The organism is Coprococcus comes ATCC 27758, assembly GCF_025149785.1.
Taxonomy (GTDB): Bacteria; Bacillota; Clostridia; order Lachnospirales; family Lachnospiraceae; genus Allocoprococcus; species Allocoprococcus comes.
This window is the reverse complement of record NZ_CP102277.1, coordinates 2,954,443-2,973,984: the sequence shown is the minus strand read 5'-3', so window position 1 is coordinate 2,973,984 and position 19,542 is coordinate 2,954,443. Positions and strand designations below refer to the sequence as shown.

The 19,542-nt window shown below is 40.1% G+C and carries 16 protein-coding genes; 14 read left to right on the top strand and 2 right to left on the bottom strand.

The window, feature by feature from the left end:
- Positions 1-9 precede the first annotated feature (9 nt).
- Together NQ556_RS14590 and NQ556_RS14585 are read left to right on the top strand one after the other, a co-directional pair.
- Positions 10-507: a hypothetical protein gene (locus NQ556_RS14590; RefSeq protein ID WP_008368663.1), complete on the top strand. Its 498-nt coding sequence runs from the start codon at positions 10-12 to the stop codon at positions 505-507.
- Between the two features lie 81 nt (positions 508-588).
- Positions 589-1,092 carry an NUDIX hydrolase gene (locus NQ556_RS14585; RefSeq protein WP_022219940.1) on the top strand — a complete coding sequence of 168 codons (504 nt, stop codon included), beginning with the start codon at positions 589-591 and terminating at the stop codon, positions 1,090-1,092.
- A gap of 115 nt (positions 1,093-1,207) precedes the next feature.
- On the opposite strand, the gene NQ556_RS14580 is transcribed toward NQ556_RS14585, so the two are convergent.
- Together NQ556_RS14580 and NQ556_RS14575 are read right to left on the bottom strand one after the other, a co-directional pair.
- On the bottom strand, positions 1,208-1,621 hold the full coding sequence (locus NQ556_RS14580) for a response regulator (RefSeq protein WP_008368657.1): 414 nt from the start codon (positions 1,619-1,621) through the stop codon (positions 1,208-1,210).
- The gene (locus NQ556_RS14575) at positions 1,564-1,827 is read right to left on the bottom strand and encodes a hypothetical protein (protein ID WP_008368655.1); all 264 of its coding nucleotides are present in this window, start codon (positions 1,825-1,827) and stop codon (positions 1,564-1,566) included. Before NQ556_RS14575 ends, NQ556_RS14580 begins: the two co-directional genes overlap by 58 nt.
- Before the next feature lie 184 nt (positions 1,828-2,011).
- Here NQ556_RS14575 and NQ556_RS14570 point away from each other — a divergent pair, with 184 nt between their 5' ends.
- From NQ556_RS14570 to NQ556_RS14515, 12 genes are all read left to right on the top strand, one after another.
- Positions 2,012-3,496 carry a C69 family dipeptidase gene (locus NQ556_RS14570; protein ID WP_022219941.1) on the top strand — a complete coding sequence of 495 codons (1,485 nt, stop codon included), beginning with the start codon at positions 2,012-2,014 and terminating at the stop codon, positions 3,494-3,496.
- Between the two features lie 54 nt (positions 3,497-3,550).
- Positions 3,551-4,591 (top strand): LacI family DNA-binding transcriptional regulator, encoded by a 1,041-nt coding sequence (locus tag NQ556_RS14565; protein WP_022219942.1) that lies wholly within the window; start codon positions 3,551-3,553, stop codon positions 4,589-4,591.
- A 203-nt stretch (positions 4,592-4,794) separates the two neighbouring features.
- Positions 4,795-6,297 (top strand): sugar ABC transporter ATP-binding protein, encoded by a 1,503-nt coding sequence (locus NQ556_RS14560; RefSeq protein WP_022219943.1) that lies wholly within the window; start codon positions 4,795-4,797, stop codon positions 6,295-6,297.
- The gene (locus NQ556_RS14555) at positions 6,290-7,246 is read left to right on the top strand and encodes an ABC transporter permease (protein ID WP_008368640.1); all 957 of its coding nucleotides are present in this window, start codon (positions 6,290-6,292) and stop codon (positions 7,244-7,246) included. Before NQ556_RS14560 ends, NQ556_RS14555 begins: the two co-directional genes overlap by 8 nt.
- Positions 7,247-7,263: 17 nt before the next feature.
- On the top strand, positions 7,264-8,241 hold the full coding sequence (locus tag NQ556_RS14550; RefSeq protein ID WP_008368638.1) for a sugar ABC transporter substrate-binding protein: 978 nt from the start codon (positions 7,264-7,266) through the stop codon (positions 8,239-8,241).
- 73 nt (positions 8,242-8,314) lie between these two features.
- On the top strand, positions 8,315-10,717 hold the full coding sequence (locus tag NQ556_RS14545) for a glycoside hydrolase family 3 N-terminal domain-containing protein (RefSeq protein WP_008368636.1): 2,403 nt from the start codon (positions 8,315-8,317) through the stop codon (positions 10,715-10,717).
- 14 nt (positions 10,718-10,731) lie between these two features.
- Entirely contained in the window at positions 10,732-13,095 is a 2,364-nt protein-coding gene (yicI, locus tag NQ556_RS14540; protein ID WP_022219945.1) for an alpha-xylosidase, read from the top strand.
- Positions 13,096-13,660: 565 nt separating this feature from the next.
- On the top strand, positions 13,661-13,846 hold the full coding sequence (locus tag NQ556_RS14535) for a hypothetical protein (protein WP_044998506.1): 186 nt from the start codon (positions 13,661-13,663) through the stop codon (positions 13,844-13,846).
- 360 nt (positions 13,847-14,206) lie between these two features.
- Complete coding sequence (gene mgtE / locus NQ556_RS14530) at positions 14,207-15,616, top strand: magnesium transporter (RefSeq protein ID WP_022219946.1); 1,410 nt, start codon at positions 14,207-14,209, stop codon at positions 15,614-15,616.
- Positions 15,617-15,866: 250 nt separating this feature from the next.
- A complete protein-coding gene (locus NQ556_RS14525) occupies positions 15,867-16,940 on the top strand; it encodes an ABC transporter substrate-binding protein (RefSeq protein ID WP_055248045.1) in 1,074 nt (357 codons plus the stop codon).
- Positions 16,930-18,627, top strand: coding sequence for an ABC transporter permease (locus tag NQ556_RS14520; RefSeq protein ID WP_022219948.1), 1,698 nt, complete (start codon positions 16,930-16,932; stop codon positions 18,625-18,627). Before NQ556_RS14525 ends, NQ556_RS14520 begins: the two co-directional genes overlap by 11 nt.
- Positions 18,599-19,528 (top strand): ABC transporter ATP-binding protein, encoded by a 930-nt coding sequence (locus NQ556_RS14515; RefSeq protein WP_022219949.1) that lies wholly within the window; start codon positions 18,599-18,601, stop codon positions 19,526-19,528. Before NQ556_RS14520 ends, NQ556_RS14515 begins: the two co-directional genes overlap by 29 nt.
- The last annotated feature ends 14 nt before the right edge of the window (positions 19,529-19,542 follow it).

Genomic DNA, 19,542 nt, shown 5'->3' with positions numbered 1-19,542 from the left:
GGGATAAAAATGCAGACAGTATTTGCTGAAAAAACAGAAGACCGGTCGCTGGATGATAACAGACATATCGGGGAGCTTTTCTTTATCCGGATGTACTGGGAAAAAGGGAGGATTCCGTCTGGAAATATTCTGTACTGGAAGGATGCCAAAAGAGAGGATGCACAGATCAATTTCACAGGATTTGACGGGCTTTTGCTGTATCTGGATGAAACTTGCGAGCAGAATGGTGTATTACTGAGGAAAGCACAGGTCAGAAGAAATCAGAAAAGAAGACGGTATCTTGAAACGGGAAAGGAACTGGAGCTGGTAAAAAAATCGGAGCATGCAGCTGTTTTCTGGTTAAAAGTAATGGGACGGGAGTTCGCATCTTTTCAGGGGATAGTGCATATCTGGGGAAGAGATTATCCGTACCGGAGCGGATTTGAACTGATTATACTGTTGAAAGATATTGTAGGATTTACAGAGAGAAGGAGTGTAAGGAAAAACTGGAAGGCAGAGAGAAACTGACGATAAAGGATTGTGAAGTTCTGAAAGACATATTATAATGACATAAGAAACTACAGACAAGAAGAACAGGAGATGCAGACAATGGAATTATGGGATATTTATGATGCAGACAAGAAACCAACAGGAAGAACGATGAAGCGCAATGACTGGTGTCTGAAGAACGGGGAGTATCACCTTACTGTTCTTGGCGTTGTAGCAAGACCGGACGGGAAATTTCTGATCACTAAAAGGGTAATGACGAAAGCCTGGGCACCGGGCTGGTGGGAGGTATCCGGCGGTGCTGCGCAGGCGGGAGAAGCGTCTTACGATGCTGTATTAAGAGAAGTCAGAGAAGAAACAGGACTGGATGTAAGCCGGGCAGACGGAGGTTATCTTTTCACTTACAAGAGAGAGAATCCGGGGGAAGGAGATAATTATTTCGTAGATGTGTATCGTTTTGTGATGGATATTGATGAAAAAGATCTCCATCTTCAGGAGGCAGAGACAGATGGTTATATGTTTGCAACATTAGATGAAATTAAGGCATTTGCGGCAGAAGGAAAGTTTCTGCATTATGACAGTATAAAGAAAGCATTTGAGATGTAAGTAAAATAAAAATCGGATTATCGGGGAAATGACAGATCGCCTGATAATCCGATTTTTTATAAAACAGAAACTCTGAAAAAATATGCAATACATAGAGAGTATCTGTTTCTTTCTGCTACTTGCAATATGATGCAATCACTTTCAACACCTTATCCATTTCCAGTGGCTTTGCGAGATGCTCATTGATTCCGGCATTCTTTGACTTCTGGATATCTTCCGCAAAAGCATTGGCGCTGAGGGCAATGATTGGAACCGTTGTGGCATCAGGGCGGGAAAGTCCGCGGATCGCCTTTGCGGCATCCAGACCATTCATAACCGGCATCATAATATCCATAAGAATGATGTCGTATTCATATGGCTTTGATTTTTCAAAAAGCCGGACGGCTTCCAGTCCGTTGATGGCTGTGGATACATTAAGTCCTGCGGCTTCCAGAGAGAAAACAGCAATCTCAAGGTTCAGTTCATTATCCTCTACAACAAGAATATGAAGATCCGTAAGATCTGCGGGGTGACTCCTGCGGCGCACCACTCATAAGTATTGGTAGAAGTATGATTTTCACTGGTTTCAAATACATAAGCACGGTCGGCGTCTGTAAATTCTCCGATCGATTTGAGCATAAAATTGATACCGTCAGCCAGATCCTCTGCTTCATGAAGCAGGGAAATCTGATCTGTCATAAAACGTTCGGCTTTCAGCTCAGCATATAAAGTTGCATTATCCTTGTCATTATTCATAAGGAAGTCCCTCTCAAGTAAAGTGTAAAGTTTATAAAATTACTTTACCTTGTTTTTGCGAATTCGTCCACGAAAAATTAAAAATACAAACAAATTGTCTGGTGGTTGAAAAAAAGAAGGAATGATTCTATAATTTCAATTAGACGAAAAAGATTTTGTCAGGAGATAACAGGAGGAAAATGAAATGGCTTGTACAACAATACTGGTTGGAAAAAAGGCATCGTATGACGGTTCTACGATGATCGCAAGGAATGATGATTCACCGTCAGGCGCTTATATGCCGAAAAAATTTGTGGTGATTCATCCGGAAGATCAGCCGAAGGTATATGAATCAGTGATTTCGCATGTGAAAATAGAATTACCGGAGAATCCGATGCGTTATACTGCCATGCCGAACGCAGTCAAGGGGGAAGGAATCTGGGCGGCAAGCGGGGTAAATGAAGCGCAGGTAGGAATGACGGCAACCGAAACGATCACATCCAATCCACGTGTGCTTGGGGCAGATCCGCTGGTTACATATCAGCCGAAGTCGGACGACCAGGAAGAAATTGCAGGTGGAATCGGGGAAGAGGACATTGTATATATCGTGCTTCCTTATATCCACAGCGCAAGAGAAGGCGTGCAGAGACTTGGAAGTATTCTCGAGAAATACGGTACTTATGAGATGAATGGAATTGCATTCGAGGATGTAAATGAGATCTGGTGGCTGGAAACAATCGGCGGACATCACTGGATTGCCAGAAAAGTGCCGGATGAGGTTTATGTGGTGATGCCGAACCAGCTTGGAATGGATGAATTTGATCTGGAAGATGCACTTGGTGAGCAGAAAAATTATATGTGTTCTCCGGATATGAAGGAATTCATTGAGAAATATCATCTGAACCCGTCCATGGATGGAACCTTAAATCCAAGAGATGCTTTTGGAAGCCATGATGACTCGGATCATGTATACAATACACCGAGAGCCTGGTTTATGGAACGTTACCTGAATCCAAATTCATACAGCTGGGACGGACCGGATGCAGATTATACACCAGTATCCGATGATATTCCGTGGTGTATGGTTCCGGAAAAGAAGGTTACAGTAGAAGATGTAAAATATGTTCTGTCTTCACATTATCAGGGAACACCTTATGATCCGTATGGAGCTTACGGGGACAAATCAATGAATGGTGCTTATCGTTCCATTGGTATCAATCGAAATGATTTTATGTCTTTGATCCAGATGAGACCGGATCAGCCGGAAGATTCCCGTGCAATTGAATGGGTGGCATTTGCATCAAATGCATTTAATGTAATGGCTCCATTCTATGCAGATATTGATGAAACACCGGAATATTTTGCAAATACGACAGGGGAAGTTTCAACAGAGAACTTCTACTGGTCAAGCAGAATGATCGCTGCGATGGCAGATGCTTCTTATAAAAAGTCTATTTTCCATATTGAGCGTTACCAGGAACATGTGATGGCAAAGGCACATCAGATTATAAACCGGTATGATGACGATCTTACGAAAGAAAGTGATATAGCAAAGCGTATGCAGATCAAACGGGAAGCGAACCGGGAGATTGCGAAGATGGTGAAGAAGGAAACTTTGGATACACTGTCTAAGGTTTTGTACGAACTGAGCAATCAGATGAAGAACTCTTATGCGAGATCGGATGCATAAATAAAATGCGAGTGGGGAAAGAAGCAGAAAAATAACTGGAACGGAATAGAAAATATGGGAATTACAATTAAAGATATTGCAAAAGAGTGCGGTGTATCGGTGGCAACGGTATCTATGGCATTGTCAGATAAGCCGTCACGGGTTTCGGAAAATACAAAAAAGAAAGTGCGGGAAATCGCCAAAAAACATAATTATCGTCCGAATAATGCAGCGGTCAGTCTTGCAAATAAGAAAAGCCGTCTGATAGGCATTGTTTTCAATGATTTGAGAAATACGCATATTTCTTCGCTTTTCATGGCGATTAACGGAGTGCTTGAAAAAAACGGATATTCTCTGGTATGTCACATTATAGAAGACGGTCAGACTATCGATACAGATATTATCCGTGATATTGCTGCGGATAATATCGGAGCACTAATCTGGTCAAAATCAATGGAAATGAATGATATGGAAAAACCTGATTTTTTGAAAAATGCGATGAGAAATCTTAGTATTCCGGTCATTACAATGGAAAAATATGGGTTTGACTGTCCAGGGGTAGATATTTTATTCGATTATGAAAAGGGCGGTTATATGGCAACCAGACATCTGATAGAATGCGGACACAGAAGAATTGGATGCGTGGCTGGAAAACAAAGTTTTCATGTTACGATGCAGCGCCTGAATGGATATAAAAAGGCACTGGAGGAAAGTGGAATTTCATATGATCCGGACTTAGTGTACTTTGGAGATTACACGATGGAAAGCGGTTATGAGGCGTTTTCGTATATACTGGGACAGAAAGTAACAGCGATTTTTTCGATGAATGATGAAATGGCATTTGGAATTTATCGAGCTGCAAGACTGTATGGTGTTTCAATTCCGGAAGATATTTCAATTATTGGATTTGATAATGTTCCGTTTGCGGATGTGATGCAGGTTCCGCTGACAACAATAGGGGTTCCTGTTATTGAAATGGGGAAAAAACTGGGCGAAAAAGTAGTTGATCTGATTGATAATAAAGAAAAACTGAAAGAAAGAGAAGAAATTTTGTATACACCAAGGCTGTTGGTAAGAGGAAGTACAAAGTCGATTCCGCCGGTTACAGTTATTTAAAAATTTAAACCATATAAAACTATCTAAATTAAAACGCTTCAACATTTTGCTGAAGCGTTTTAATTTGTGCATTAACAACGAAAATGCATAAAATAGCAATGGAATATTGATATTTGTTTGTGAAAATGGTATGATAACCATGTCGAAAACGATAGGCAAGAATAAAAACAAGTTAAACGATTTAACACGAAGGAGGAGGAAAAGTGGAGAAGGAAACAATTATCGAACTCAAGAATATTCGGAAAGAGTTTCCTGGTGTAGTTGCTCTGGATAATGTAAATATGAAGATACGGGCTTCTGAAGTTCATGCACTTGTAGGAGAAAATGGAGCTGGAAAATCGACCTTAATGAAGATACTGTCCGGTACTTATTCAAACTACGGTGGATCCGTAATCTGCAAAGGTGAAGAGATTCATATGAAATGTGAAAAGGATGCATTTAAATATGGAATTTCTATTGTAGCGCAGGAATTGAACTATGTTTCAGAATTAAGCATTGCAGAAAATCTGTTTCTGGGACGTGAGCCGAAAAAAGGAAAAGTCTTTGTGAATAAAGCAGAACGACTAAAGGAAACCCAGAGATTACTTGATGAAATGGGACTTGATTATAATCCGAGGGAAAAGATGGGAAATCTAAATGTGGCACAGCGTCAGATGATAGAAATCCTGAAATCTTTATCGCGGGACAGCAGAGTGATCATCATGGATGAACCTACATCTGCACTTACCTCAAAAGAGTCAGAGATTCTTTTTAGTAAGGTAAATGAATTAAAGCAAAAAGGAATTGCGTTTATTTTCATATCACACCGACTGGAAGAGGTCTTTGAACTGTGTGACAGCTATACTGTATTAAGAGATGGAAAATGGATTGCATCTGGAGATATCAAAGATGTAGATACAGATAAACTGATTGCAATGATGGTGGGACGTGATATCAAGGATATTTACCCTCCGATACCGCAAATCGGAAAAGACATTCGCCTTGAAGTAAAGAATTTAGGAAGAAAGGATGTGTTTCAGAAAGTATCTTTTCAGGTCCATAAAGGAGAAATCTTTGGTTTGGCAGGAATGGTAGGTGCAGGACGAAGCGAGATTGTTGAAACTCTTTTTGGGCTTGCAAGGGCAAATGAAGGGGAAATCATCCTGGATGGAAAGCCGATAAAAATTCGATCTGTAAAAGATGCAATCCAAAATGGAATCGCAATGGTAACAGAGGACAGACGAACTTATGGATTTGTCGGTGTCAGATCAATCAGTGATAATATCATTCTTCCAAATGGAGATTTATTTGCAAAAGGTGGCATTTGGGATAAGAAAAAAGTACAGCAGGAAGTTGCAAAAATCTGTAAAAGATTATCTGTAAAAGCACCAGATGCAAATACATTGGTTGGAAATTTAAGTGGTGGAAACCAGCAGAAAGTAGTACTTGCAAAATGGCTGGTAAGAAATATCAAACTTCTGATCCTGGATGAACCTACCAGAGGAATTGATGTAGGTGCAAAGCAGGAAATATATTCTCTGATAACAGAATTTGCAGAACAGGGACTGGCAATCATCCTGATTTCATCTGATATGCCGGAAGTACTGTCAATGAGTCACAGAGTTGGTGTTGTCGGCGGAGGAAAAATGCTTGGAATTCTGGATCGGAATGAAATTTCACAAAATAAGATTATGAAGATGATAGTGGAGGCAAAAGGCGATGAATAAGAAAAAAGCATTATCTTCAGGTGAGCTTTACAGAAAGTACGGAATCGTAATTATTATGATCATTCTGTTTGTTGCATCGGCAGTGATCAATCACAACTTTCTGAAACCTCAGAACCTGCTCAATATTTTAAAACAGATTTCAGTTGTAACAATTATAGCATGTGGTGAAACAATGCTGATCGTATCAGGAATGATTGATTTGTCAGCAGGTTTCCTGTGTACGACATCAGCCTGTGTATCGGCCGGAGTTCTTGCATCAACAGGACATTTATCACTGGCTCTTCTAGTAGGAATTGTAATTGGATGCGTATGTGAATGGATTAATGGTTTTCTGATCACCTATTATAAGCTTCAGCCATTTATTGCAACACTGGCAATGACTTATGTATTAAAGGGTATTGTTCAGATATACACCAACGGTCAGACAATTGGGGGTGTGAACAAAGCGAGATTTTTAGGACATGGCTCTATTTTGGGGATTCCGGTTCCGGTTCTCATTATGCTCCTTTCTGTAATTGTGATCGCTGTTCTGATGAAATCAACAAAGTTTGGAACTTATATTTATGCGATCGGTGGAAATGAGCAGGCAACAATTGCATCCGGAATCAATACAAACAGAACGAAACGTCTGATCTTTACACTTAGTGGTGCACTTACAGGACTTGCGGGTGTAGTACTGATGGCAAGACTGATGGCAGGTATGCCGTCTGTTGGTGAGGGATATGAATTTGATGCGATCACTGCAGTTATTGTTGGTGGAACCAGTTTCCTTGGTGGAATCGGAACGGTTACAGGAGCGCTGATAGGTTCAATTATTGTAGGTCTTATCAACAACATTCTGAACCTGCTTCATGTATCAACACAGTATCAGTTAATTGTAAAAGGTCTTTTAATTGCAATCGCAGTTATTATCGATATTAAGACAAAAGAAAACAAAAAGAGTAAATAAGTAAAAGGAGAAGGAAAATGAAAAAGAGATTACTTTCAATTTTAATGGTAACAGCAATGTGTGCAACAATGGCGGTCGGCTGTGGAACAGCAGATGATACAAAGGACAGCAGTAGTTCTTCAAAAGGGAAAAGCGATTATCTGGTAGGATTTGCAAATAACAGTGATACATATAACTATTGTGCAAAGTTCAGATCTTATCTGAAAGATGCCACAGAAGCAAAAGGAATTTCAATCACAGTAACAGATGCAGGCGGTGATACAAATGTTCAGAACGGACAGATCGATGATTTTATTGTGCAGAATGCAAATGTTGTATCTGCAATCAGTAATGACCTTGACGGTTCAATTCCGGCACTTGAGGCAGCAAAAGATGCAGGACTTCCGTATGTATCATTCCTTACTTCTGTATCTGGTGGAGACGACTATGACGGATATATTTATGTGGGTTCGCCAAATGAAGATGCAGGAAAAGCACAGGGTGAGTATCTGTGTGATGCATTCCCGGATGGAGCTTCAATCTTGTATTTTACCGGTGCACCAAATGATCAGCAGTATGTCGATCGTAAAAAAGGACTGGAAGAAGCACTTAAGAAAAATCCAAATATCAAAATCCTTGATGAATATAACGTAGAAAATTCAAAAGACCTTGGTATGAGTACTGCAGAAGACAGTCTTCTTTCTTATGACAAGATTGATGCAATTGTATGCCAAAACGATGATGGAGCACTTGGTGTTGTAGAGGCGCTTAAATCAGCAGGAAAACTTGACAGTATTCAGGTACTTGGAATTGACGGAAGTGATGATGCTCTGCAGTCAATTCAGGATGGAGAAATGACAATGACTGCACTTCAGGATGCAAAGGCACAGGCAGAAGCAGGAGCAGATATTTTTGAAAAACTGAAAAAAGGAACAGATCCGGCAGATATCGAAGATGTCAATATTCCATTTAAAATTGTAACAAAAGATAATGTAGCAGATTATTTAAGTAAATAATAAAGAATGAAATTCTCCCCTTGTTAGATGTGATGGCACAAAAGGCAAGGGGAGTGCTGTAAAGGGGACTACTATGGAAAAATACAGGAATAAAGATCTTCCCGTAGAAGAGAGAGTGGAGGATCTGCTGGACAGAATGACTTTTGAAGAGAAAATTGACCAGATTACATGTCTGGTAACTATTGCTGATGATATTCCGGAGTTTGAAAATTATATACCGAATGGCATTGGAAATGTAGGTGCATTTACAGTAGCAGATACGGTAGAGCCAATTGTGGAATATGCGGATAAGTTGCAGAAATATCTGGTAAATCATACACGTCTTGGAATACCGGCACTGATTCACTGTGAGGCGAGTGCTGGGGCACAGTTTACGGAGGCGGATGTATTTCCGAGTGCAATAGCGCAGGCGTCAACGTTTGATACGGAAGTGGTTGGCGAAATGACAGATATTATTCGCAAACAAATGTATTATGTTGGGTTCAGACAGGCACTTTCACCGGTAGTAGATATTACAAGAGATCCGAGATGGGGACGTATTACTGAGACATACGGGGAAGATGCAGCACTTACATCAGCCATGGCATCTGCCTTTGTAAAAGGAATTCAGGGAGATGAGCTGAAAGAAGGGGTTTTGGCGACTGCAAAACATTTTGCAGGTCACGGTATCACAGAGGGCGGTCTTAATATGGGGCGTAATATTGTTTCAGAAAGAGATATGCGGGAGATACACTGTAAGCCGTTTCAATGCGCGATCACGGAAGCAGGACTGAAAAGTGTAATGAATTCCTATTGCTCAGTGAATGGAGAACCGGTTGTAGGATCAAAGAAGATGTTGACAGATATTCTGCGTGGAGAAATGGGATTTCAGGGTTTTGTGGTTTCTGACTATTTGTCACTTGACCGCCTGGTGGATCCGTTTGCTGTCGCTGAGAATTTTGAAGAGGCCGGAATCCGTGCAATCCAGGCTGGATTAGATGTAGAGTATCCAAGATCAAAAGGATTCAGCTATAAAATGAAAGAGTCGATTGAAAGCGGCAGACTCTCTATGGATATAATAGATCAGGCAGTACGGCGTGTTTTGACACAGAAATTTGAACTTGGTTTATTTGAGAATCCTTATCCGGATCTTGAAAAGCTGAAAAAATATCTTCATCTTAAATCAGCAGATGAACTGAATGAAAAAATTGCAGCAGAAAGTTTTACACTGCTTAAAAATGAAAATAAAACACTTCCACTTTCTAAGAAAATTAAGAAAATCGCGGTAATAGGGCCTCATGCGGATAATATTCGAAGTCTTTTTGGTACATTTTCTTATCCGGCTGTACTTGATATGACCATGTCGAGAGAAGAAGATGGGCAGGAATTTGAAGAGCCAGGACTGATTATTTATGATGTTGAACAGAAATATAAAGGTGAGATTCGAGAAGTATCACCACGGGTAAATCGTAAGATTCAAAAGGAATTTCCAAACTCGAGAACATTATGTGCAGCATTGAAGGAATATCTTCCAGAAGCGGAAGTGGTTTATGCACAGGGAATTAACTGCTCTGGAGACAATACAGGTGGCATGGAAGAAGCACTACAGGTGGCAGCAGGGGCGGATGTGATTCTTTTGACTATTGGTGGAAAAAATGGATGGGGCGTAACTTCAACGGTTGGAGAAGGTATAGATTCTACGGATATTGATCTGCCGGGACGACAGGAAGAATTTGCAAGAAGGGTTTATGATCTGCATAAAAAGACAGTGGTTCTTCATTATGATGGCAGACCGCTTTCAAATGAATTTGTGGCATCACATTTTGATGCGATTATGGAAGTATGGCAGCCGGGAGAATATGGCAGTCAGGCACTGTGCAAGGTATTGTTTGGTGAACAGTCACCATCAGGACACCTTCCGGTTACAGTAGCAAGAAATGTAGGACAGCTTCCAGTATACTATGGTCTTCCAAGAGGAAGCGGATATGTATCAGCCGGACATACAGGGATGATTCGCAATAAAAATGGTTATATCAATGATACGGCAGAACCGCTGTATTATTTTGGACACGGTCTAAGTTATACAGAATTTACCTATTCAGATTTGCAGACGGATAAGAAAAACATAAATCCGGATGATACAGTGAAAGTTACTTTTACAGTGAAAAACACAGGAGAATATGATGGCGCGGAAGTCGCACAATTATATTTTTCAGACAAGGTTGCATCAATGGTAAGACCAACAAAGGAACTGGCAGGCTTTGTAAGAATATTCCTGAAAAAAGGGGAAAAGAAGAAAGTTGTATTTGAAATAAAGGTGTCACAATTCGCCTTCCTTGACGAAGAAATGAAGTGGAAAGTAGAAAAAGGTGAAATTGAACTTCTGGCAGGATCTTCTTGCGAAGATATTCGACTTTCTGATATAGTCAGCATTTCAGAAGATGATTATATTGATGGAAAAACACGGGGATTTTACGCAAAAGCAGTTGTTTGTTAAGAAAGGCTGTGAGTATGAAATTTACAGAAGGATATTGGGAAAAAAATGAAAGAGCCAATGCTTTGTATGCTGTGCAGGCCGGTTATGCAGAAAAAATAGCGGCTGGTATGCGTGTGATTGCAACGTTTAAACCAATCCTGGGAAGAGCGGATGAACTGGATGTCGGTACAATGGTAATGGAATTTACTGCAGCCGGAAAAGATCGGATTCAGGTGACGTACACACATTTTCTAGGGTATGAAAACAGAGAGCCACGATTTGAACTTTTTCTGGAACATCAGGAAGCGGAAGTTATAATTTCTGAGGAGGAAGCTGTATTAAAAAGTGGAAAAATGACGGTTCGGGTAGGACTGAAAGAATTTTATATCCGATTTGAGAGAAACGGGAAACTTCTTACCGGTGCAGCTTTTAAAAATGTCGGTTATATGCGCTACAACAGAGGGTATGCAACAAAATATCCAGAAGAAGAGTATATGGCAGAAACCGGGGAACCGTATATGTTAAATGAGTTGCTTTTAACAGCAGGAACGAACGTATATGGATTGGGAGAACGTTTTACAGCATTTGTTAAGAACGGACAGCAGATTGACTGCTGGAATGAAGATGGAGGAACAGCTTCGCAGATCAGCTATAAAAATATTCCATTTTATATCACCAACAGAGGTTATGGCGTTTTTGTTGATCATACTTCCAATGTTTCATTTGAAGTTGCCAGTGAGAAAGTAGAATATGTAGGGTTTTCGGTAAAAGGAGAAGAACTTCGCTATTATGTAATCGGCGGGGATGATATGAAAGAAATTATTCGGAATTATACGGATATGACAGGAAAACCGGCACTTCTTCCAGCGTGGTCTTTCGGTTTGTGGCTGAGTACTTCATTTACAACAGACTATGATGAAAAGACAGCAACAGAGTTTATTGAAGGAATGGAAAAAAGAAATCTTCCGCTGGAAGTGTTTCATTTTGACTGTTTCTGGATGAAAGCATTACACTGGTGCGATTTTGAATGGAACAATAAAATTTTTCCGGAACCGGCAGAAATGCTGAAACGTTATAAAGAAAGAGGACTGAAAATCTGTGTATGGATCAATCCGTATATTGCTCAGAATTCTACACTATTTGCAGAGGGAAAAGAAAAAGGATATTTTCTTTTAAGAAAAGATGGGTTCGGAATCAAGCAGGTAGACAACTGGCAGCCGGGAATGGCAATCGTGGATTTTACGAATCCGGAAGCTGTAAAATGGTATCAAAGTAAATTAAAAATATTACTTGATATGGGAGTAGACTGCTTTAAAACAGATTTTGGAGAACGAATTCCGATAGACGTAGAGTATCATGATGAAAGCAATCCATGGGGAATGCATAATTATTATACATTTTTGTATAATCGGGCAGTATTTGAGCTTTTAAAAAGAGAACGTGGCGAGAAAGATGCAGTTGTGTTTGCGAGAAGTGCGACAGCAGGCGGACAGCAATTCCCGGTTCACTGGGGTGGTGACTGCACAGGTACATTTGAGTCAATGGCAGAATCTTTAAGAGGAGGCCTTTCTCTTACTCTTTCGGGATTTTCTTATTGGAGTCACGATATTGGGGGATTTGAAGAAGCTGCCAATCCTACGGTATATAAAAGATGGCTGCAGTTTGGAATTTTATCTACTCACAGCAGACTGCATGGTTCCAAGAGTTACCGGGTTCCGTGGACGTTCGATGAAGAGGCAGTTGAGGTGTGTCGGAAGTTTACAAAATTAAAACTTCGTCTGATGCCGTATATCTACGAAGCGGCTGTACGGTCAAATAAACTTGGAATACCTGTTATGAGACCAATGATCATGGAATTTGAAAAAGACCCTGCAGTGCGATATCTGGATCAACAGTATATGCTTGGGGAGCAGATTCTGGTTGCACCGATTTTCAATGAAGAGGGTATTGGTGAGTATTACCTTCCGAAGGGAAGATGGACACATTTGCTCAGCGGAGAAGAAAAAGAAGGTGGACGCTGGTATACAGAAGTGTATGGATTTGATTCTCTGCCGTTGTTTGTCCGTGAGAACACGCTTCTTCCAATTGGTAAGAATGAAAAAACGGCAACATATCATTACCCGGAGCAGTTACAGATTCTGGTATATCCACTAGAAGAAGACAAGATTGCGGAATGTATTGTTCCAGATGAAAAAGGAAATGAGGTTCTGGATATTACTGCCAGATATAAGGATGAAAAAATTGTTCTGTGCAGTTCAGGGGAAAATGAAGAAATTACATATCTTTTGGTAAATGTTCATGATGTAAAAGAGGTTTGCGGAGCAGAATGGAAAAACACAGAACGCGGAACAGTGATATATCCGAAATGTGATATTGTTGAAATTGTTTTTAGAAAATAAAGAGCAACATGAAAAGGCAGAGATTTTAACAGAATGAAATCTCTGCCTTTTTTGATAGAAAATAATAAATAATATTCATGTTTTCTTCAAAATCGCATATAATGTAATGATAATAAAGCAGAAGGATAGTTGTAAAAAGATGGAACAGTATACGGTCCAGATTTATCTGGTTATATTAGCGATGTTGGTCATGAGCGTTAGGATTGAAAGAAATGACCTGATTGAAAGACAGAAGAAAAGAGAATTTTTGCGTTTCTGGTAGGTGGACATGCACTGATTGAAATTTTATCCGTATATTTCGGATAGATTTATTATATTGATGCGCAGAACAATTATCATCATGAAAGATTTTATTGGGCATATATTGCTTTTTATCTCGGCTGTAGTTTATATTTTGTTGTTCAGGCATGGAAGTTCGGAGGGAGATATCAGAACAGTAATCGTATTGTATTGGGAACGATACTCTTTTCTTAATCTCTGGTGTTATGTTTGGGATGATAAGCAGTAAGGTACGGACGGATTATATTTGCCTGGCGATGGTTATATTTATTATAGCAGTATTATCGTGAAGACAGATGTAATAACAGGACTTATGAACAGACAGAGCTATGAGGGAAGGATTCCGTATGTATCTGTCGGCTACAGCAGATTTGATCCGGATAAGAATGATTGTGAAAGCTGTGTAAAAGAAGCGGATTTACAGATGTATGAGTGGAAGCAGAGGAGTAAAGAGGAGCGAAAAAACAGTTGATTTTTATTTCATGTTAAAAATAAGAAAAAAGTTGATAAAAAAATAATTTTATAAACAGAAAGGTTTGAATTTTGTAGACTAAGGTATTATAATAGCGTAGGAAGTTGAAAACTTCTTAATCAAATTCAAACAAAAGGCAGGTGAACAGAATGGACAGTTGTGATAGTCATGGGCGAAGTATATACGCAGGATGGGAAAATGGCAGCAGTTCATTCTGTTTGTTCGTATAGCATTTCTTATCCTGTTTTCCCGTATTGACATTCATAATTGAATATTGGATGAAAGACAGAAATGTGGAGAATTTTAGACTTTGATTCTGCATGTTTTTGTGCTGGAAAAAGGATAAGGAGGGCGAAAGTTATGGAAAATACACAGGATTATCAGGACTACCAGGACTACAGAGCTGAGATCCTGGGCATTGTAAGAAGCAATGCCTCTCCGGGAATTATGAGAAACAAACTGGAAGACTACCATGAGAATGACCTTGCAGATGTATTCCCGGATCTCTCCGTTGCAGAGCGGCGGAAATTGTGCCGGATTCTGAATCTGGACATGCTTGCGGATATCTTCGAGTATATCGATGAAAAGCAGGCTGCTGAATATCTGGATGAGATGGATGTGCGGAAAGCAGCAGCAATTCTTTCCAGAATGGAAACAGATGCGGTTGTAGATGTACTGCGGATGATTCCAAAAGAAAAGAGAGCTCTTTTGCTAGAGCTGATGGATGATGAAGCCAGAAAGGATATGGCAGTTATTGCTGCATTCGATGATGAAGAGATCGGTTCAAGAATGACCACGAATTACATTGAGATCAGAGAAAATCTTACTGTAAAGCAGGCGATGACCGAACTTGTCAGTCAGGCAGCAAAAAATGACAATATTTCTACAATTTTTATGGTGACAGCGGATCACACCTTCTACGGTGCGATGGATCTGAAGGATCTGATCACGGCAAGACAGGATACACGTCTTGAGGATCTGATCGTGACATCATATCCATATGTATACGGTCACGAGCTGATCGATGACTGTATCGAAAAATTGAAAGATTATTCGGAAAATTCTATTCCGATCCTGGATAACGATAATAAACTTCTCGGTGTTATCACATCCCAGAGCATTGTAGATCTGGTCGATGATGAGATGGGTGAAGATTATGCGATGTTCGCTGGTCTGACTGCAGAAGAAGATTTGAAAGAGCCACTCAAAGAGAGCATGAAAAAACGTCTCCCTTGGCTGCTTGTTCTGCTGGCACTGGGAACAGTTGTATCTTCTGTTGTAGGTGTATTTGAGCAGGTAGTAAGCCAGCTGACGATCATTATGTGTTTCCAGTCACTGATCCTGGACATGGCAGGTAACGTCGGTACCCAGTCACTGGCGGTAACGATCCGTGTTCTGATGGATGAATCACTGACAGGAAAGCAGAAAGTAGAACTGGTATTCAAAGAGATGCGGATCGCATTTTCAAATGGTGCGATTCTTGGAATTTTATCATTCCTCGTATTAGGACTTTATATTGCACTTTTCAAAGGAAAGACCTGGACATTCGCGTATGCGGTATCCGGCTGTATCGGTCTGTCTCTGATGGTGGCAATGGTAATTTCTGGTGCGGTGGGTACACTGATTCCTCTGTTCTTCAAGAAGATCAATATCGACCCGGCGGTAGCATCCGGACCACTTATTACGACCATCAACGACCTTGTTGCAGTTGTAGCTTACTATGGACTGTGTGGTATTCTGCTGATCGGAGTGCTTCATCTGGCGGGATAATTATAAAAGAGAGTAAAACGAAGTGCGTGTAGGATATAAATGCTTTTACTGAATAAAACGGTAAAGACAGTACAGTATCCCACATGCATTTCTTTTATAGAAAATAAAAATAAAAAAATAGATAGAAACTATAGGAATGATTATCTATAGAGAAAAACAATTTGAAAATTAAAATATCTGGTGCTAGAATGTAAAAAGCATGTCGGAATAATATCAGAGATATGTTAAAGGGAGGAACATTATGAAAAAAATGAAAAAATTTGCAGCTCTTCTCCTTGCAGTATCAATGGCAGCAGGTATGGTAGCCTGTGGAAGCTCAGATAAAAAGGAAGAGACTACAAAAAAAGAAGAAACCAAGAAAGACGACAAAGAGACAAAGAAACTGGAAGGAACTCTGAAGGTTGTTACAACAGGTGATGCTTATCAGCCATTATTTGATAAGTTTACAGAAGAAGTAGGACCGAAGGTAGAATTCATTTCCATGTCTTCAGGAGAAGTATTATCAAAGCTTAAAGCAGAAGGCGGAACACCTGCAGCTGACCTGTGGTTCGGGGGCGGAATCGATGCATTTATGGATGCAAAAGATAATGACCTTCTTGAAAAAGTAGATTTTGATGCAGCTGATGAACTTGCACCGGAATTCAAAGACAGTGATAATTACTGGTTCTCAAAAGGTGTTACTGTTGTAGGATTTATTGTTAACAATGATATTTTAAAAGAAAAAGGACTTGAAGCTCCTAAATCATGGGATGACCTTACAAAAGAAGAATATCAGGGAGAAGTCCTGATGTCTAACCCGGCTATTTCAGGAACAAACTACGCAGTAGTAAACGCTCTTCTTCAGACAAAGGGAGACGAAGAAGGTTGGAAGTATTTTGAAGCTCTTAACAAGAACGTAGATTACTATTCAAAACGTGGTTCAGATCCAAGTACGAAGACAGCAGCTGGTGAAGTTGGTATTGGTATCACATATATCAATGGTACACTGGATGAACTGAAAGAACAGGCAGATGTTGATGTAATCTATCCTTCAGACGGAATGCCATACGTTCCGGAAGGCGTTGCAGCATTTGCAAATGCAGACAATACAGAAGCTGCAAAAGCATTTATCAAATGGTTCTTCTCTGATGATGAGAACATGAAGATGATGGCTGAAATTGACAAGAACAATACCTGTCTTCTGGTAAAACCAAGTCTGAAAGGACTTGAACTGAACTTTGACAAGGATCAGCTTATGAAAGAAGATCTTTCTCTGTTCGGATCAAAGAGAACAGAGATCCTTGACAAATGGAGCACTCTGATGGGAGATAAAGGTGAAGAATAGAAAACCTAGAGAAAAACGGGCATCATTTTATGATGCCCATTTTTATAATATATTGGATTATTTTATATTAGCAGTGCTGGTAGCAGGTGTGTTGATCTTTATTCTGTATCCGCTTCTTTGCATGATCAGACAAAGTTTTGTGGGAGAAGAGGGATTTTCGACAGAAGTTTACAAGAGCATCTTCAGCGCCAATCTGCAGCTTGTAAAAAACAGTGTTTTTGTAGGTGTTTTATCCGCATTCTTTTCAACAATTCTGGGGCTGCTTGTATCAATCTGTGTATGGACAGCAGGGAAGAAACTGGGCAAATTTCTGGAAGCGATTTTGCTGATCAGCATGGTTTCGCCGCCGTTTATTGCTTCGCTCGCTTATATCCAGCTTTTCGGAAGAAACGGTCTGATCACAAAAGGAGTGTTCGGACTTTCGCTGAACCCGTATGGATGGCTTGGTGTTGTTGTAATGCAGACGTTATTCTTTTCTTCATTAAATGCACTGATGATTATCGGAATGCTGAGGAAAATGGATATGTCGCTCGTAAGGGCATCTTTTGACCTTGGAGCATCCTCCGGGTATACATTGTGGAGAATTGTTGTACCACTGTTAAAACCGGTACTACTCAGCTGCTTTTTGCTTTCGTTTATTCGGTCGATCGCTGATTTTGGAACGCCTGTTGTGATAGGTGGACGTTTTGAAACAGTTTCGACGGAAATTTATATGCAGGTAATCGGATATTCCAGACTGGATAAGAGTGCGGCACTTAATGTACTGCTTCTGATCCCGACGATTCTTGTTTTTATCCTGTACCGCTATCTAATGCAGAAAAATGAAAAAGTCATCAGCGGAAATAGTAATAAGACGGTAGAAGCGGGAGATACATTCCGGGTTCGTGGGCTGTCAGCAGTGATTGTATGGCTGGGCGCAGGTATCTTTTTTGTAATGATGGCGCTTGAATACGGATCCATTTTTCTAAACAGTTTCAGTAGAAACTTACGTGGGAAAATCACATTTACAACGATGTATCTGGACGCACTTCTGGAACGGAATATGGATACATTTATCCGAAGTGTGGAATATGCGCTTATTGTAGCAATAGTCGGCAGTCTGATCGGTATTTTACTTTCATATTATATTGAAAGACGAAAGATAAAATTTGGCGGAGTACTGGACTTTATTATTACACTTCCGTATATGCTTCCGGGAAGTTGTTTTGGAATCGGATATATTCTGGCATTTAATCATGAACCGTTAAAACTTACCGGAACAGCGGTCATTGTTATCTTGAATATGATCTATAAACAGATGTCAATTACAACGAAGGCTTCGGCATCCTCCCTTTTGCAGATCAGTACAGAGCTTGATGCAGCAGCGCGGGATCTTGGAGCGAATAAATTTCTGGTAATGAAAGATGTCATTCTTCCGAATGTAAAGCAGGCATTTGCAACGGGATTTATCAATAATTTTACAAGTGCGATGGTTACGGCAGGAGCAGTTATTTTCCTGGTGACACCGGGACAGAAGATTGCAGTATTTACATTATTTGATTGCATTAACACAGGTCGGTATGGAGAAGCATCTATGATTGCGACATTTATTATTGTGATCACAATTTCAGTAAATGTGCTGTTTTCGATAATTGTTGCATGGAAAGGGAAAAAGAAACGTGTATTTAGAACTGAAAAACATAAGTAAAAGTTTTGGTGAAAAAGAAGTAGTAAAAGATTTATCACTCTCCCTTCCAAAGGGAGAACTGTTGTGTCTTCTGGGAGCATCCGGCTGTGGAAAAACGACAACACTCAAAATGATAAGTGGATTTTTAAAAACAGATAAAGGGCAAATCCTGGTTGATGGCCAGGATATCACCACACTGGCTCCGGAGAAGCGTCCGGTATCAACTGTTTTTCAGTCTTATGCATTATTTCCACATATGAGTGTTCTGGAAAATGTGATCTATGGTCTGAAGTTCCGTGGCATCCGAAAAAAAGAAGCCAGAGAAATGGGTATGGAATATCTGAAAATCGTAGATATGGAAGAATATGCCGGGGCATCGATCGGGGAAATTTCCGGAGGACAGCAGCAGAGAGTAGCACTGGTCAGATCTCTGATCACAAAACCGAAGGTGCTTCTTCTGGATGAACCGCTTAGTAATCTGGATGCGAAACTCCGGGTAAAAATGAGGGAAGAAATCCGTGAAATCCAGAAGAAATATGAAATTACAATGGTTTTTGTAACGCATGACCAGGAAGAGGCAATGGTACTTGGAGATCAGATCGCTATTATGGATCAGGGAAAGTTGGTTCAGATTGGAAAGCCGGAAGAGGTGTATCTGCATCCACAGAATGATTTTGCAAGAGATTTTCTTGGAATATCCAACCGTTTTACTGATATCCATGGAAATACAATATGCTGCAGACCGGAGGAACTGGAATTTGCAGCAGAAGGTTCTGTGAAAGGAATTGTAAGACAGGAAGAATTTCTTGGGTTTTACAGACAGTATTATGTTGAAACAATGAATCATGAACATATTATTGTACGGACAGACAGAAATATAAAAGTAGAAGCTGGCAAAGAAGTGCAGTTTCGGGTGAAATAAAAAAGACACTGTGC